Source organism: Streptomyces sp. NPDC002265, from assembly GCF_040296125.1.
Lineage (GTDB): Bacteria > Actinomycetota > Actinomycetes > Streptomycetales > Streptomycetaceae > Streptomyces.
This window is the reverse complement of the sequence record NZ_JBEOWS010000025.1, coordinates 35,635-51,433: the sequence shown is the minus strand read 5'-3', so window position 1 is coordinate 51,433 and position 15,799 is coordinate 35,635. Positions and strand designations below refer to the sequence as shown.

The window sequence follows — 15,799 nt, the reverse complement described above, 5'->3', positions numbered from 1 at the left end:
CGGGGTTCAGCGGCGCAGGGCCAGCGACAGCGTCCGTTGGGCCGTCGCCACCACCGCCGTGTCGACGAACCTCCCGTCCGGCAGCGCCTGGGCGCCCTGCTCCCGGGCCGCCGCCTTCACCACCGCCTCCGCCTGTTCGATCTCCTCGGCGGTGGGCAGGTAGGCGCGTTCGATGACCGGGAGCTGGCGGGGGTGGATGGCGGCGCGCCCCAGGAAGCCGAGCGCCCGGCCGTGGGCACAGGTCGCGGCCAGGCCGTCCAGGTCCCGGATGTCCGGGTGCACCGACTGGGCCGGAGGCGGCAGGCCCGCCGCCCGCGCGGCGACGACCACCCGGCAGCGGGACCAGTCGAGGCCCGTGTCACCGGGCACGCCCAGATCGGCCCGCAGATCCGACTCGCCCAGCGAGATGCCCCGCAGCGCCGGATGGGCACGGGCGATGGCGTGCGCGTGCTCGATGCCCAGGGCGGTCTCCAGCAGGGCGTGCAGCGGCGGGGGACCGGTGTCGGCGCTGGCCGTGCGCCGCGCGATGCCCGTGATCTGCTCCGGCGAGGTCACCTTCGGCAGGCGCAGACCGGACACCCCCGGCAGGGCGGCCACGGCGTGCAGGTCGGCCGCGATCTGCGGCCCGTCCAGGGCGTTGACCCGGACGTGGACGGGGACCGGCTGCGGCTGTGCGAGCAGCTCGGCGGTGGCCGCGCGGGCGTACTCCTTGCGGTCCGGGGCGACCGCGTCCTCCAGGTCGACCACCACGACGTCGGCGCCGCAGACGAGCGCCTTGGCGACCACCTCGGGGCGGTCACCGGGGACGTACAGCCAGGTCAGCGGGGTCTTCGTCATACGGCGCCCTCCGCCCGCAGGTCGGCCAGCCGGGCCGGGGTCAGGCCCAGCTCGGTCAGCACCGCGTCGGTGTCCGCGCCGTGCGGCCGGCCCGCCCAGCGGATCGCGCCGGGGGTCGCGGAGAGCCGGAAGAGGACGTTCTGCATGCGCAGCGGGCCCAGCTCGGGGTCGTCGACGGTGGTGATGGTGCCGAGGGCCGCGTACTGGGGGTCGGTCATCACCTCGCGCACGTCCTGGACGGGGGCGACCGCCGCCTCGGCCTTGTCGAAGGCAAGCAGCACCTCGTCCCGGGAGCGCTCGGCGATCCAGGAGCCGACCGCCGCGTCGAGCACGTCGGTGTGCCGGGCCCGGTCGGCGCCGGTGGCGAACCAGGGCTCGTCGATCAGTTCGGGGCGGCCGACCAGGTGCATCAGCCGTTCGGCGACCGACTGGGCGGAGGTGGAGACCGCGACCCAGCCGCCGTCGGCCGTGCGGTAGGTGCCGCGCGGGGCGTTGTTCTGGGAGCGGTTGCCGGTGCGCGGCTGGACATGGCCGAGCTGGTCGTACCAGAGGGGCTGCGGGCCGAGGACGGTCAGGATCGGCTCGATGATCGCCATGTCGACGACCTGCCCCCGGCCCGTACGGTCCCGGGCGGCCAGCGCCGTCATCACGGCGTACGCGGTGGCCAGGCCGGCGATGGAGTCGGCCAGGCCGAACGGGGGCAGGGTCGGGGGCGCGTCCGGTTCGCCGGTGATCGCGGCGAAGCCGCTCATCGCCTCGGCGAGGGTGCCGAAGCCCGGCCGGTGTGCGTACGGGCCGAACTGGCCGAAGCCGGTGACCCGGGTGAGGACCAGCCGCGGGTTGGCCGCGGACAGCTCCTCCCAGCCCAGATCCCACTTCTCCAGTGTTCCGGGGCGGAAGTTCTCGATGATCACGTCGGCCGTGGCGGCGAGCCGGAGCAGGGTCGTGCGGCCGCCGGGCTTCGACAGGTCGAGGGTGATCGTGCGCTTGTTGCGGGCGAGCAGCTTCCACCACAGCCCCACGCCGTCCTTCGACGGGCCGTGCCCCCGGGACGGGTCGGGCCTGGTCGGGTGCTCGACCTTGACGACCTCGGCGCCGAAGTCCCCGAGCATGGTGGCCGCCAGCGGGCCGGCGAAGAGGGTCGCGAGGTCGAGGACCCGCAGGCCGGCCAGCGGGGGGCCGGTGCGCGGCACGTCCGGACGCGGAGTGCCGGTGGCCGGGGAGTCGGTGGCCGAGGTGCCGGTGGCCGGGGAGTCGGTGTGCGGGCCGCCGGGGGCCGGGGCGTCGGTCATGCGGTGTACCGTGCCTCGATCTCGGAGCGGTACGGCATCGACGCCGACGCCCCTTCCCGCTGCACGGACAGCGCGGCCGCCGTCGCGGCCCAGGCCAGGGCCTCCCGCACGGGCCGGCCCTCACCGAGGGCCACCGCCAGCGCGCCGACGAAGGTGTCGCCCGCTCCGGTGGAGTCCACGGCGGTCACCCGGGGCGCCGGGACGGTCAGGGGCTCGGCACCCCGGGCCGCGTACAGGCTGCCCGCCGCGCCCAGGGTGACGACCACCTCCGGCACCTGGTCGAGCAGGGCGAGCGCCGCCTCGCGCGGGTCGGTGCGGCCGGTGAGGGCGGCGGCCTCGTGTTCGTTGGGGACCAGCAGGTCGACCGTGGCGAGCAGGTCGGGCGGGAGCGGCTGGGCGGGGGCCGGCGTGAGGACCGTACGGACGCCGTGGGCGCGGGCGGCACGTGCTCCCGCGACCACCGCCCGCAGCGGGATCTCCAGCTGGAGCAGCAGGGCGTCGGCGGAGGCGAGGAGATGGTCGTCGGCGGGGGTGAGGTGGTCCACGGTGCCGTTCGCGCCGGGTACCACGACGATCGCGTTGCCGCCCTCGTCGTCCACGACGATGTGCGCGGTGCCGGAGGGGCCCTCGGCGGTGCGCAGCAGGCCGGTGTCGACCCCGGAGTCCTCCAGGGTGGAGCGCAGCCGGGTGCCGAAGGAGTCGTTGCCGACCGCGCCGATCATCGCCACGCCGGCGCCGGCGCGGGCGGCGGCGATCGCCTGGTTGGCGCCCTTGCCGCCGGGGATCGTACGGAACTCCCGTCCCGTCACGGTCTCCCCGCGCTGCGGGGCCTTCTCGACATAGGCGACGAGGTCCATGTTCGTGCTGCCGAGCACGACGATTCGGGTCATGGGCGAGATGCCTCCACGAGGGTGAGGTGGGCCAGGGTGTCGAAGCCGGTGCCGTCGAAGTCGCCGACGGAGCTGGAGAGGCGGTTCTTCAAGGGGGTGGTCCAGCGGTCGGGCAGCGCGGCGGGTGTGCCGGCGAGGAGGCCGGCGATGCTGCCGGCGGTCGCCCCGTTGGAGTCGGTGTCCCAACCGCCCGAGACGGCACGGCAGATGGAGCCGGTGAAGTCGCCGTCCGCGTGGGTGAGGGCGGCGGCGACGAGCGCGGTGTTGGGGATCGCGTGGACCCAGTGGTGGGTGGCCGAGTAACGGGCGTGGAGTTCGTCGACGACCGTTTCGAAGTCCCGGTGTTCCCGGGCCAGTTCGATGGCGTGGGTGACGGCGCGGGCCAGCCGGGAGCGGGGCGGGACCACCCTCAGGCCGGTACGCAGGCAGGCGTGGATGCCGCCCGGGCCCGGACCGGTGCCGGCTGCCGCGTCGCCGCAGGCGGCCGCGATGACGGCCGCCGTGAACATCGCCGCGTAGACGCCGTTCGCGGTGTGGGTGAGGGTGGCGTCGCGGTGGGCCTGCTCGGCGGCGGCCCCGGGGTCGCCGGGGTTGGTCCAGCCGTGGACGTCGGCGCGGATCAGGGCGCCGATCCATTCGCGGAAGGGATTGCGGTGCCGGGCGGTGTGCGGCGGGGTGAGCCCGGCCAGGAGGTTGCGGTAGGCCAGGCGCTCGGCCGTGAAGGTGCGGCCCGCGGGGAGTTCGTCCAGCCAGACGGTGGCCACGTCGACGGTGGTGAAGGACCTGCCGTGGCGTTGCAGCAGCAGGATGTTGAGCAACGGGTAGTTGAGATCGTCGTCCTCGGGCATGCCGTCGATGTTCTCGGCGAGCGAGGTGGGGGCCGAGCGGCGGTTCCAGGGGTGGGCGCGCAGCAGTTCCCCGGGAACGCCCCTGGCCGTGAACCAGCCGGTCAGCGGCCAGTTGCCGGCGGACCGGGCGAGGGTGCGGATGGCGGTCAGGGGGAGTTTCTCGACGGGCTTGCCCAGCAGGCAGCCGGCGGCCCGGCCCAGCCAGGCGGCCTCCAGCCGGAGTGGGCCGTCCAGGGCCGGGCGGCGGCCGGGCGGGGGCGGCGCGGGCCAGTCGGGGCAGCGTGCCCTGATGGCTGCCAGGTCCGTCGGTTCCTCGTCCGTCAACCTGCCGGGCAGGTCGGCGAGTTCGTCGAGCAGGTCCTCCGCGAGCTGGCGCAGCCAGCGCGAGGCGGGATCCGCCGACGCCCCCGCCCGCAGCGGCGCGGGCCGGCCGCCCGCGGCCCGCCACCGGGCAGCGATCGCCGAGGCCTCCCGTCCGTCCTGGGCCGCCTGCCGGAGCTCGTGTCCCACCAGGTCCTCCGGCTGGACCCAGGTCAGCCGGAGCACCTCGGGCCCCCGATCTCGCAGAAGGCCGCCTCGTGGGCACGGCGCCGGCGGACGTCCCGCTCGAAGATCTCCCGGGTCACCCCGGTGAGCGTACGGCCCGGCTCCCACAGGTCCAGCCGACTGGCCTCGGCGACCGTCTTCGCCCAGTCCTCCGGCACCGGTGAGCCCAGTGCGCCCGCCAGTGCGCCGGCCATCGTCGCGATCGAGTCGCAGTCGCGTCCGTAGTTCACCGAACCGAGCACCGCCGTCCGGTAGTCGCCGGCCGACAGCACCACCATGCCCAGGGCGACGGGGAGTTCCTCGATCGCGTGCAGCCGGGACGGGCGGCGGGCGGCCAGCGACGGGGCGCGGTAGTCGGGGCCCACGGTGTCGAACGGGGCCACCGCCTCGCGCAGCGGGCCGAGCGCCGACTCGAACTCCGTGTACCGGGCGGCCGTTTCGCAGACCGCCTCGATCGCCGCGCGCGTGCCGTCCTTCGCCAGCGACAGACAGGCGGCCACGACCGAGCCGGGTGTCGCGCCGGGGGAGGCCGCCGCCGCGACGGCCGCCGCGAAGACACCCGCCGCCTCCCGGCCGTACGACGACTGGTGCGCGCCGGCGATGTCCAGCGCCTCCTGGTACGCGGCCGCCGGGTTGGCCGCGTTGACCAGGCCGACCGGGGCCATGTACATCGCCGCGCCGCAGTTGACGATGTTGCCGACGCCCGCCTCGCGCGGGTCGACATGGCCGTAGTGCAGGCGGGCCACCAGCCACTTCTCCGCCAGGAACACCCGTTGCAGGGGCAGGGCCTCCGCCTCCAGCTCCGGGATCCACCGGGGCTCGGTCATCAGGTCCGGCACCAGCCGGTCCGTGATCGCGTACGCGTCCAGGTGGTCGCGGACCGCGGCGTAGACCCGGACCAGCGCATGGGTCATCAAGGTGTCGTCGGTGACGTGTCCGTCGCCCTTGTGGTACGGGGCGATGGGGCGGGCGGTGCGCCAGGCGTCGCCGTTCCAGGGGCCGACGACGCCGTGCACGCGGCCGCCGTGGCGTTCGAGGATCTGGTCGGGGGAGTAGCCCTCGACGGGGCCGCCGAGGGCGTCGCCGACGGCCGCCCCGACCAGGGCCGCGGTGATCCGCTCGTCGAGGGGCGCCGCGTGACTTTCTTCTCCTTTGGGCGTCATGCCCCGAATCATCCTCCTGGTGCGGCCGGTTGTGTGGCTTCCAGGAGTTCGGCGAGTTCCACCAGGTCCGTGTCGGTGAGCCGGGGCAGCGCGCAGCCGGAGAGAGTGCGGCAGGTGGCGCGCCAGGACGCGGGGATCGCGGCGCCGCCGCCGAGTGCGCCGGTCAGGGCGCCGACCAGGGCCGGGGCCGAGTCCGCGACCCGGGACAGGCAGGCCGCGGCGGGGACGGCCTCCGCGATCCGGCCGTGTGCCGCGACGGCCAGGGCCAGGGCGACCGGGACCGTCTCCGCGGCGGCGATGCCGTAGCTGTAGACGTGATCGACGATCTGGTGTTCGAGGAGGGGGATCACGGCGAAGGCGCTGTCGCCGTCGCGGGCGAGCCGGAGCGCGTGCCGGGCGTTGCGGCCGATCTCCGTCTCCTCGGGCAGCTCGGCCAGCGCCGCGGCCACACACGTCTCCACCCCCGCACCCGCGAGGGCCAGGGAGAGGGCCGCCGCCATCGCGCGGGCGCCGTGCACGCCGTCGCCGTCCTGGGTGTAGCGGGCGTCGAACTCGGCCAGTTCGGCGGCGAGCCGGGCGTCGCCGGGATGGGCGACGGCGAGCACACAGGCCCGTACACAGGCCGCGTCGTCGAAGTAGTGCGGATTGTCGTGGCCGGTGGCGGGCGGGCGCAGCCCGGCGGCGAGGTTGCCGAGTCCGGCCCTTACGGAGATACGGGCGCGCAGGGGGAGGACCGCCGACTCGATCTCCGGGGCCCGGTCGGCCGCCGCCGCGACCTCGCTCGCCACGGCGTTCCAGGTCAGGTCGATGGCGGCCCGGGTGCGGCGTTCCCGGCCGAGGTCGCCGAGCACGCTGTCGTCACCGGCCCGCAGTACGGCCTCGGCCGCGAACGCCGCCCACTCGGCGTCGTCGGAGGGGCCCAGGCGCAGCGGCTCCGGGGGCTGGTTGAGGGCGATGGGGACGGGGAGCGTGGTGGTCGCGTTCTGCTCCGCGAAGGTGTCCAGCTCGCGGGTGAGCCGGCGGGTCCACTCCGGCATCCGGGCCGCGCGGTGCCGGGCGGCGGGCCAGCCGGCCGCGTCCCCGGCGGCGAGGCCGAGCAGCAGGCCCTCGATGCGGCGGGGACGGGGGTCCGGAAGGGGTGCGCAGGCGGGGGCCGGGGCGGAGGTGAGGCAGCCCGCGGCCGGCGCGGTGCCCACGCCGGCGGTGTGCGCGGCGGCGGCTCCCGCGTCGATGCCGTCGTCCCAGGGCCCCGGCGGCGTCATGAGCGCACCTGCGGGGTGTCGGCGCTCGCGGCGGGGGTGCGGGTGCCGGACGCCGTGGGGGCGCCCGGCGCGGCGGCGGGCAGCGGCCGCCCGGGTTCGGACGTCCGCCGCAACCGCGGCCGCACCCGCTCCGGCCGCCGTACGGGCTCGGGCGTCCGTACGGGCTCAGGCCGCCACCCGGACCCGGACCGTCCTGCGGGGGCGGGGTGCCCTGCGGGGTCCGTCCGCCGCCGTGCGGGTTCCGGCTCGGGTCCGGGGCCCGGCCGTCCTGCGGGTTTCGCTCGCGGTGCGGGGTCCGGGCGTCGTGCGGGCTCCGGCCGTCCGGTGGGCTCCGGTTCGCGTGTGGGCATGCTCCGACTCGCGGCGCCCGCGCCGGGCCCTGCTCCGGGCCCCGGCCGTCCCGCGGGCTCCAGGCGTCCCGCGGGCTCCGGCGTGCGTGCGGGCCCCGGCCGTCCCGCGGGTTCCGGCGTGCGTGCGGGCGCGCTGTGGTGTGCGGGGGCGGGAGCGGGGCCGGCCGTGTCCCACTTGCCGTTCTCGTCCGGGGTCAGCAGTTCCGCCACGTCGAGGACGTGGTGGCCGGCCATGGACGGCAGGCAGCTTCCGCGGGCCGGGCCGATCGCGGCCGCCCACTCCGCCGGGATGGCGCCCTCCCCCTGGGTCGCGCCCGCCAGCGCGCCCGCCACCGCGGCCGTGGTGTCGGCGTCGCGCCCCATGTTGACCGCGGTCAGCACCGCGTCCCGGAAGTCGCCGTCGGCCGCCGCGTACGCGCCGAAGGCGAGGGCGACCGCCTCGGGGGCCAGGTCGGTCCAGGGGTAGCCGCCGATGACGACGGCGGAGCGGACCGCGCGTTCGCCGCGGTGGGCCACGGTGACCGCGCGGCGCAGGGAGCGGGCCGTCCAGGAGTCGTCGGGGACGACCGCGAGGGCGGCGGCGACGACCGTGGTCGGCCGGGCGCCCGCCATGGCCGCGGCGACCCCGGCGGCCACCGCCTGGCCGCCGTAGATGCCCTCGCCCTCGTGGCTGACCGAGCCGTCGATCGCCACCAGCCGGGCCGCCTCGGCGGGGCGGCCCGCGGCGAACACCCCGAAGGGGGCCGCGCGCATGGCGAGGCCGTCGCTCCAGGCGTGGCGGTGCTGGGCGGAGATGGGGGCGGCGAGACCGCGGCGCAGGTTCTCCAGCGTGCCGCGTTCGCTGAACCCGGCGCCCCGGAAGGGACCCTCCGCCCGGTCCGCGATCCACTCGTGCCAGGCCGCCTCGACATGGGCCGGGGTGAGCGCGCAGCCGTGCCGGGCCAGCAGCAGTCCGGAGAAGATCGCGTACTCGGTGTCGTCGGTACCGGCGGGTTTTTCGGCGACGTAGCCCTTGATGCGGCCCCAGCGGGCGCGGATCTCGGACGGTCTCATGTTCTCGGCCGGTGCGCCGAGCGCGTCGCCGACGGCCAGGCCCAGCAGTGCGCCACGGGCCCGGTCACGGAGTTCGGCGGCGTCTCCGGGCGCCGGGACCGGGGGAATGCAGGCGGTGGATGGCATGCGCGGCCTCTCCTCCGGGGGCTCCGACCAGGGCGCGGAACCCTTTGCGGATGTGTCCCACCGCAGGGGCCCGGCAGAGCCTCGGAGACCGCAGCATCACCCGGTCGACATCTGTGCAGAGGTCAACACGGATGAGCGTACGACGGTAAAACCGCAGGTTAGCGCAGCCTTCCCTTGCTGGTGGCGGGGAATTTCACAGCGTAGTGTCGGTGTTGTCGAAAAGTGGATTCAATCTAAAGTTAGCTTTGCCTAAGCTTCCTGGGGGACCTTCATGGCGATCATCGACACCGAGGCGGCGCTGCACGAGGCGCACCGCGACAACCACACGCACCGCGATGTGAACGGTGGCTGGCTGCGCCCCGCCGTGTTCGGCGCGATGGACGGCCTGGTCTCGAACCTAGCGCTGATGACGGGTGTCGCGGGCGGGGCGGTGGGTCAGCACACCATCGTGCTGACCGGGCTCGCGGGCCTCGCCGCCGGCGCCTTCTCCATGGCGGCGGGCGAGTACACCTCCGTCGCCTCGCAGCGTGAACTCGTCGAGGCCGAACTGGACGTGGAGCGGCGGGAGCTGAGAAAGCACCCGCAGGACGAGGAGGCCGAGCTCGCGGCGCTGTACGAGGCGCGGGGCGTCGAGCCCGGACTGGCCCGGGAGGTGGCGCGGCAGCTCTCGCGCGACCCCGAGCAGGCGCTGGAGATACACGCCCGCGAGGAGCTGGGCGTCGACCCGGGCGATCTGCCCTCGCCGCTGGTCGCCGCCGTGTCCAGCTTCGGTTCCTTCGCCCTGGGCGCGCTGCTGCCGGTCCTGCCGTACCTGCTCGGCGCCACCGTGCTGTGGCCGGCGCTGCTGCTCGCCCTGCTCGGGCTCTTCGGCTGCGGCGCCGTGGTGGCCAGGGTGACCGCGCGGTCCTGGTGGTACAGCGGTCTGCGGCAGCTCGCGCTGGGCGGCGCGGCGGCCGGTGTGACGTACGCCCTCGGCAGTCTGTTCGGAACGGCCGTAGGATAGTGCGGATGGAACTTATGCGATGGGCCGCATAAGTAACCGTTACTCGCTGGTTTCGAATGCTTAACCACTGGGCATGAGCCGTAAGCGCTGGAGCAACGAGGCTCGGCGTGCCGGTGGAGTGGGCGAAGACGCTCCCTCCACCCCCTTTTGGGCCGACGGACACCGAACTGTCCTGCTCGGTCACCACATACTTCTCGCCACCGTGCGCGTACACCGCCGCGACACCGTGGCGTCCGCATGTTGGAACGGAGTATCCGGTTCCCGGGAATCGCTCCATCATGTAACCTGCACGAAATTTTGCGCACACTCAGCAGAGGGCCAACGTCGTCCCTCGGCACCTTCACATGCCACTTGACGACGACGGGAGAGCCGATGCGTACGCCGCGCCAGCCGTCCCAGCATTCCACGAATGGCCAGAACTGGTCCTTCATGGATGCTCGCCCTGCTGCGCAGGGTATGTACGACCCCCGCAACGAAAAGGACGCCTGTGGCGTCGGCTTCGTGGCCACCCTCACCGGCGAGGCGAGCCATGCGCTGGTCGAGCAGGCCCTCACGGTGCTGCGCAACCTCGAACACCGAGGCGCCACCGGCTCCGAGCCCGACTCCGGCGACGGCGCGGGCATCCTCTCGCAGGTCCCGGACGCCTTCTTCCGCGAGGTGGCCGGCTTCGAGCTCCCCGAGGCCGGCGGATACGCCGTCGGCATCGCCTTCCTTCCCGAGGACGGCACCGAGGAGGTCGTCGCGCGCATCGACGCGATCGCCGCCGAGGAGGGCCTGACGGTCCTCGGCTGGCGCGAGGTCCCCGTCGCCCCCGCGCTGCTGGGTGCCACCGCCCGTTCGACGATGCCCGCCTTCCGGCAGATCTTCGTCTCCGGCGGGGACGACCGCAGGGGCATCGAGCTCGACCGCACGGCCTTCGTGCTGCGCAAGCGCGCCGAGCGCGAGGCGGGGGTCTACTTCCCCTCCCTCTCCGCCCGCACGATCGTCTACAAGGGCATGCTGACCACCGGTCAGCTGGAGCCCTTCTTCCCGGACCTGTCCGACCGCCGCTTCGCCTCCGCGATCGCGCTCGTCCACTCGCGCTTCTCCACGAACACCTTCCCCTCGTGGCCGCTGGCGCACCCGTACCGCTTCGTCGCGCACAACGGTGAGATCAACACTGTCAAGGGCAACCGCAACTGGATGGTCGCCCGCGAGTCCCAGCTGGCCTCCGAGCTCTTCGAGGACAAGGGCAAGCTGGAGCGGATCTTCCCGGTCTGCACGCCCGACGCCTCCGACTCGGCGTCCTTCGACGAGGTGCTCGAACTGCTCCACCTCGGCGGCCGCTCGCTGCCGCACTCCGTGCTGATGATGATCCCGGAGGCGTGGGAGAACCACGACTCCATGGACCCGGCCCGGCGCGCCTTCTACCAGTTCCACTCCACGATGATGGAGCCCTGGGACGGCCCCGCCTGTGTCACCTTCACCGACGGTACCCAGGTCGGCGCCGTGCTCGACCGCAACGGTCTGCGCCCCGGCCGCTACTGGGTGACCGACGACGGCCTCGTCGTCCTCGGCTCCGAGGTCGGCGTCCTCGACATCGAGCCCTCCCGCGTGGTCCGCAAGGGCCGCCTCCAGCCCGGCAAGATGTTCCTCGTCGACACCGCCGAGCACCGCATCATCGAGGACGACGAGATCAAGGCCCAGCTCGCCGCCGAGAAGCCGTACGCGGAGTGGCTGGAGGCCGGCGAGATCGAGCTGTCCGACCTGCCCGAGCGCGAGCACATCGTCCACACCCACGCCTCGGTCACCCGCCGCCAGCAGACCTTCGGTTACACCGAGGAGGAGCTGCGCGTCATCCTCGCCCCGATGGCCAAGTCCGGTGCCGAGCCGATCGGTTCGATGGGCACCGACTCGCCGATCGCCGCGCTCAGCGAGCGCCCGCGGCTGCTCTTCGACTACTTCACGCAGCTGTTCGCGCAGGTCACCAACCCGCCGCTGGACGCGATCCGCGAGGAACTGGTCACCTCCCTGCGCTCGTCGCTGGGCCCGCAGGGCAACCTGCTGGAGCCGACCGCCGCGTCCTGCCGCACCGTGGTGCTGCCCTTCCCGGTCATCGACAACGACGAGCTGGCCAAGCTCATCCACGTCAACGCCGACGGCGACATGCCCGGCTTCAAGGCCGCGACCCTGTCCGGCCTGTACCGGGTGCACGGCGGCGGCGACGCCCTCGCCGCGCGCCTGGCGGAGATCTGCGCCGAGGCCGACGCGGCCATCGAGAACGGCGCCCGGCTGATCGTCCTGTCGGACCGTCACTCCGACGCCGAGCACGCGCCGATCCCCTCGCTGCTGCTCACCGCGGCCGTCCACCACCACCTCATCCGCACCAAGCAGCGCACCCACGTGGGCCTGCTGGTCGAGGCCGGCGACGTCCGCGAGGTCCACCACGTCGCCCTGCTCATCGGCTTCGGCGCCGCGGCCGTCAACCCCTACCTGGCGATGGAGTCCGTCGAGGACCTCGTCCGCGCGGGCACCTTCCTGTCGGACATCGAGCCCGAGCAGGCCATCCGCAACCTGATCTACGCGCTCGGCAAGGGCGTCCTGAAGGTCATGTCCAAGATGGGCATCTCCACCGTCGCCTCCTACCGCGGCGCCCAGGTCTTCGAGGCCGTCGGCCTCGACACCGCCTTCGTCGAGAAGTACTTCAACGGCACCGCCACCAAGATCGGCGGCGTCGGCATCGACGTCGTCGCCAAGGAGGTCGCCGCCCGCCACGCCAAGGCGTACCCGGCCAGCGGCATCGCGCCCGCCCACCGCGCCCTGGAGATCGGCGGCGAGTACCAGTGGCGCCGCGAGGGCGAACCGCACCTGTTCGACCCGGAGACGGTCTTCCGCCTCCAGCACTCCACGCGCACCGCCCGCTACGACATCTTCAAGAAGTACACGGACCGCGTGAACGAGCAGTCCGAGCGGCTGATGACGCTGCGCGGCCTGTTCGGCTTCAGCTCCGACCGCCCGTCGATCTCCGTCGACGAGGTCGAGCCGGTCAGCGAGATCGTCAAGCGCTTCTCCACCGGCGCCATGTCGTACGGCTCCATCTCCAAGGAGGCGCACGAGACCCTCGCCATCGCCATGAACCAGCTGGGCGGCAAGTCCAACACCGGTGAGGGCGGCGAGGACCCGGACCGTCTGTACGACCCGGCGCGCCGCTCGTCGATCAAGCAGGTCGCCTCCGGCCGCTTCGGCGTCACCTCCGAGTACCTGGTCAACGCCGACGACATCCAGATCAAGATGGCCCAGGGCGCCAAGCCCGGCGAGGGCGGCCAGCTGCCCGGCCACAAGGTCTACCCGTGGGTGGCCAAGACCCGGCACAGCACCCCCGGTGTCGGTCTGATCTCCCCGCCGCCGCACCACGACATCTACTCCATCGAGGACCTGGCTCAGCTGATCCACGACCTCAAGAACGCCAACCCGCAGGCCCGCATCCACGTGAAGCTGGTCTCCGAGGTCGGCGTCGGCACGGTCGCGGCCGGTGTGTCCAAGGCGCACGCGGACGTGGTCCTCATCTCCGGTCACGACGGCGGCACCGGTGCCTCCCCGCTGACCTCGCTCAAGCACGCGGGCGGCCCCTGGGAGCTCGGCCTCGCCGAGACCCAGCAGACCCTGCTGCTCAACGGCCTGCGCGACCGGATCGTGGTGCAGACCGACGGCCAGCTCAAGACCGGCCGCGACGTCGTCATCGCCGCGCTGCTGGGCGCCGAGGAGTTCGGTTTCGCGACCGCGCCGCTCGTCGTCTCCGGCTGCGTCATGATGCGCGTCTGCCACCTGGACACCTGCCCGGTCGGCATCGCCACCCAGAACCCGCAGCTGCGCGAGCGGTTCGCCGGCAAGGCCGAGTACGTCGTGAACTTCTTCAAGTTCATCGCCGAGGAGGTCCGCGAGATCCTCGCCGAGCTGGGCTTCCGCTCGATCGAGGAGGCCGTCGGCCACGCCGAGGCGCTCGACGTCACCCGTGCCGTCGACCACTGGAAGGCCCAGGGCCTGGACCTGGCCCCGCTCTTCTACGTGCCCGAGCTGCCCGAGGGCGCGGCCCTGCACCAGGTCGTCGAGCAGGACCACGGCCTGGAGAAGGCGCTCGACAACGAGCTGATCAAGCTCGCCGCCGACGCGCTCGCCGCGGACTCCGCGACCGAGGCGCAGCCGGTGCGCGCCCAGGTCGCCATCCGCAACATCAACCGCACGGTCGGCACCATGCTCGGCCACGAGGTGACGAAGAAGTTCGGCGGCGCGGGCCTGCCCGACGACACCGTCGACATCACCTTCACCGGCTCGGCCGGCCAGTCCTTCGGCGCGTTCCTGCCGCGCGGCGTCACGCTGCGCCTGGAGGGCGACGCCAACGACTACGTCGGCAAGGGCCTGTCCGGCGGCCGTGTGATCGTCCGCCCGGACCGGGGCGCCGACCACCTCGCCGAGTACTCCACGATCGCGGGCAACACCATCGCCTACGGCGCCACCGGCGGCGAACTGTTCCTGCGCGGCCGTACGGGCGAGCGGTTCTGCGTCCGCAACTCCGGCGCGCTGGTGGTCTCCGAGGGTGTGGGCGACCACGGCTGCGAGTACATGACCGGCGGCCGCGCGGTGGTCCTCGGCGAGACGGGCCGCAACTTCGCGGCCGGCATGTCCGGCGGTATCGCCTACGTGATCGACCTCGACCGCGACAACGTCAACGTCGCCAGCGTCGGCGCCGTCGAGGCACTCGACGACACCGACCGGCAGTGGCTGCACGACGTGGTGCGCCGCCACCAGGAGGAGACCGGCTCCACGGTCGCCGAGAAGCTGCTCGCCGAGTGGGACACCGCGGTGAACCGCTTCAGCAAGATCATCCCCAGCGCCTACAAGGCAGTGCTCGCCGCCAAGGACGCCGCCGAGCGAGACGGTCTGTCCGAGACCGAGATCACCGAGAAGATGATGGAGGCGGCGATCAATGGCTGACCCGAAGGGCTTTCTCAACCACGGCCGCGAGGTCGCCAAGTCCCGTCCCGTCGAGGTGCGCCTGAAGGACTGGAACGAGGTCTACGTCCCCGGCTCCCTGCTGCCGATCATCAGCAAGCAGGCCGGCCGCTGCATGGACTGCGGCATCCCGTTCTGTCACAACGGCTGCCCGCTGGGGAACCTGATCCCCGAGTGGAACGACTACGCCTACCGCGAGGACTGGGCCGCCGCCTCCGACCGGCTGCACGCCACCAACAACTTCCCGGAGTTCACGGGCCGCCTGTGCCCCGCTCCCTGCGAGTCGGCGTGTGTGCTCGGCATCAACCAGCCGGCCGTCACCATCAAGAACGTCGAGGTCTCGATCATCGACAAGGCGTGGGAGACCGGCGACGTCGCCGCGCGGGCCCCGGAGCGCCTGTCCGGCAAGACCGTCGCGGTCATCGGCTCGGGCCCGGCGGGCCTGGCCGCCGCCCAGCAGCTCACCCGGGCCGGCCACACCGTCGCCGTGTACGAGCGCGCCGACCGCGTCGGCGGCCTGCTGCGCTACGGCATCCCCGAGTTCAAGATGGAGAAGCGGCACATCAACCGCCGTATCGAGCAGATGCGCGCGGAGGGCACCCGCTTCCGTACCGGTGTCGAGATCGGCGTCGACCTCAAGGCGACCGATCTGAAGAAGCGGTACGACGCGGTCGTCATCGCCGCCGGCGCCACCACCGCCCGCGACCTGCCGGTCCCGGGCCGTGACCTCAATGGTGTCCACCAGGCGATGGAGTACCTGCCCCTGGCCAACAAGGTCCAGGAGGGCGACTTCGTGGCGCCGCCGATCTCGGCCGAGGGCAAGCACGTCGTGGTCATCGGCGGTGGCGACACCGGCGCCGACTGCGTGGGCACCGCCCACCGCCAGGGCGCGGCCTCGGTCACGCAGCTGGAGATCATGCCCCGCCCGAACGACGAGCGGCACCCGCTGGCCCAGCCCTGGCCGACCTTCCCCATGCTGTACAAGGTCACCTCCGCGCACGAGGAGGGCGGCGAGCGCGTCTACTCCGTCTCGACCACCCACTTCGAGGGCGACGAGGACGGCAACGTCCAGTGGCTGCACCTGACCGAGGTGGAGTTCGTCGACGGCAAGCTGACCGCCAAGCCGGGCACGGAGCGCAGGATCCCCGCCCAGCTGGTCACGCTGGCGATGGGCTTCACCGGCACCGACCGGGAGAACGGCCTGGTGGAGCAGTTCGGCCTGGAGCTCGACGAGCGCGGCAACGTCGCCCGCGACGCCGACTTCCAGACCAACGTGCCGGGAGTGTTCGTCGCCGGTGACGCCGGCCGCGGTCAGTCCCTCATCGTCTGGGCGATCGCCGAGGGCCGCTCGGCGGCCAGGGGCGTCGACCGCTTCCTGACGGGCGCCAGCGACCTGCCGGCCCCGATCCGTCCGACGGACCGCGCACTCATGGTCTGACG

The 15,799-nt window shown here is 73.4% G+C and carries 10 protein-coding genes; 3 read left to right on the top strand and 7 right to left on the bottom strand.

Annotated elements, in window-relative coordinates:
• Positions 1–6 precede the first annotated feature (6 nt).
• The 7 genes from ABT085_RS07300 to ABT085_RS07270 are packed head-to-tail and all read right to left on the bottom strand — an operon-like array spanning position 7 to position 8,367.
• Positions 7–837 (bottom strand): HpcH/HpaI aldolase/citrate lyase family protein, encoded by an 831-nt coding sequence (locus tag ABT085_RS07300; protein ID WP_351603116.1) that lies wholly within the window; start codon positions 835–837, stop codon positions 7–9.
• Positions 834–2,129 carry a CaiB/BaiF CoA transferase family protein gene (locus tag ABT085_RS07295; RefSeq protein WP_351603114.1) on the bottom strand — a complete coding sequence of 432 codons (1,296 nt, stop codon included), beginning with the start codon at positions 2,127–2,129 and terminating at the stop codon, positions 834–836. Before ABT085_RS07295 ends, ABT085_RS07300 begins: the two co-directional genes overlap by 4 nt.
• Positions 2,126–3,019 carry a ribokinase gene (rbsK, locus tag ABT085_RS07290; protein ID WP_351603112.1) on the bottom strand — a complete coding sequence of 298 codons (894 nt, stop codon included), beginning with the start codon at positions 3,017–3,019 and terminating at the stop codon, positions 2,126–2,128. Before rbsK ends, ABT085_RS07295 begins: the two co-directional genes overlap by 4 nt.
• Positions 3,016–4,413: an ADP-ribosylglycohydrolase family protein gene (locus ABT085_RS07285; RefSeq protein WP_351603110.1), complete on the bottom strand. Its 1,398-nt coding sequence runs from the start codon at positions 4,411–4,413 to the stop codon at positions 3,016–3,018. Before ABT085_RS07285 ends, rbsK begins: the two co-directional genes overlap by 4 nt.
• The gene (locus ABT085_RS07280) at positions 4,401–5,576 is read right to left on the bottom strand and encodes an ADP-ribosylglycohydrolase family protein (protein ID WP_351603107.1); all 1,176 of its coding nucleotides are present in this window, start codon (positions 5,574–5,576) and stop codon (positions 4,401–4,403) included. Before ABT085_RS07280 ends, ABT085_RS07285 begins: the two co-directional genes overlap by 13 nt.
• Before the next feature lie 8 nt (positions 5,577–5,584).
• A complete protein-coding gene (locus ABT085_RS07275) occupies positions 5,585–6,838 on the bottom strand; it encodes an ADP-ribosylglycohydrolase family protein (protein WP_351603103.1) in 1,254 nt (417 codons plus the stop codon).
• The gene (locus ABT085_RS07270) at positions 6,835–8,367 is read right to left on the bottom strand and encodes an ADP-ribosylglycohydrolase family protein (protein WP_351603102.1); all 1,533 of its coding nucleotides are present in this window, start codon (positions 8,365–8,367) and stop codon (positions 6,835–6,837) included. Before ABT085_RS07270 ends, ABT085_RS07275 begins: the two co-directional genes overlap by 4 nt.
• A gap of 271 nt (positions 8,368–8,638) precedes the next feature.
• On the opposite strand from ABT085_RS07270, the gene ABT085_RS07265 reads away from it, so the two are divergent.
• The 3 genes from ABT085_RS07265 (at position 8,639) to ABT085_RS07255 (ending at position 15,797) form a co-directional block, all read left to right on the top strand.
• On the top strand, positions 8,639–9,370 hold the full coding sequence (locus tag ABT085_RS07265; RefSeq protein WP_351603101.1) for a VIT1/CCC1 transporter family protein: 732 nt from the start codon (positions 8,639–8,641) through the stop codon (positions 9,368–9,370).
• A gap of 456 nt (positions 9,371–9,826) precedes the next feature.
• Positions 9,827–14,341, top strand: coding sequence for a glutamate synthase large subunit (gltB, locus tag ABT085_RS07260; protein ID WP_351603120.1), 4,515 nt, complete (start codon positions 9,827–9,829; stop codon positions 14,339–14,341).
• Entirely contained in the window at positions 14,334–15,797 is a 1,464-nt protein-coding gene (locus ABT085_RS07255) for a glutamate synthase subunit beta (RefSeq protein WP_351603099.1), read from the top strand. Before gltB ends, ABT085_RS07255 begins: the two co-directional genes overlap by 8 nt.
• Positions 15,798–15,799 lie beyond the last annotated feature (2 nt).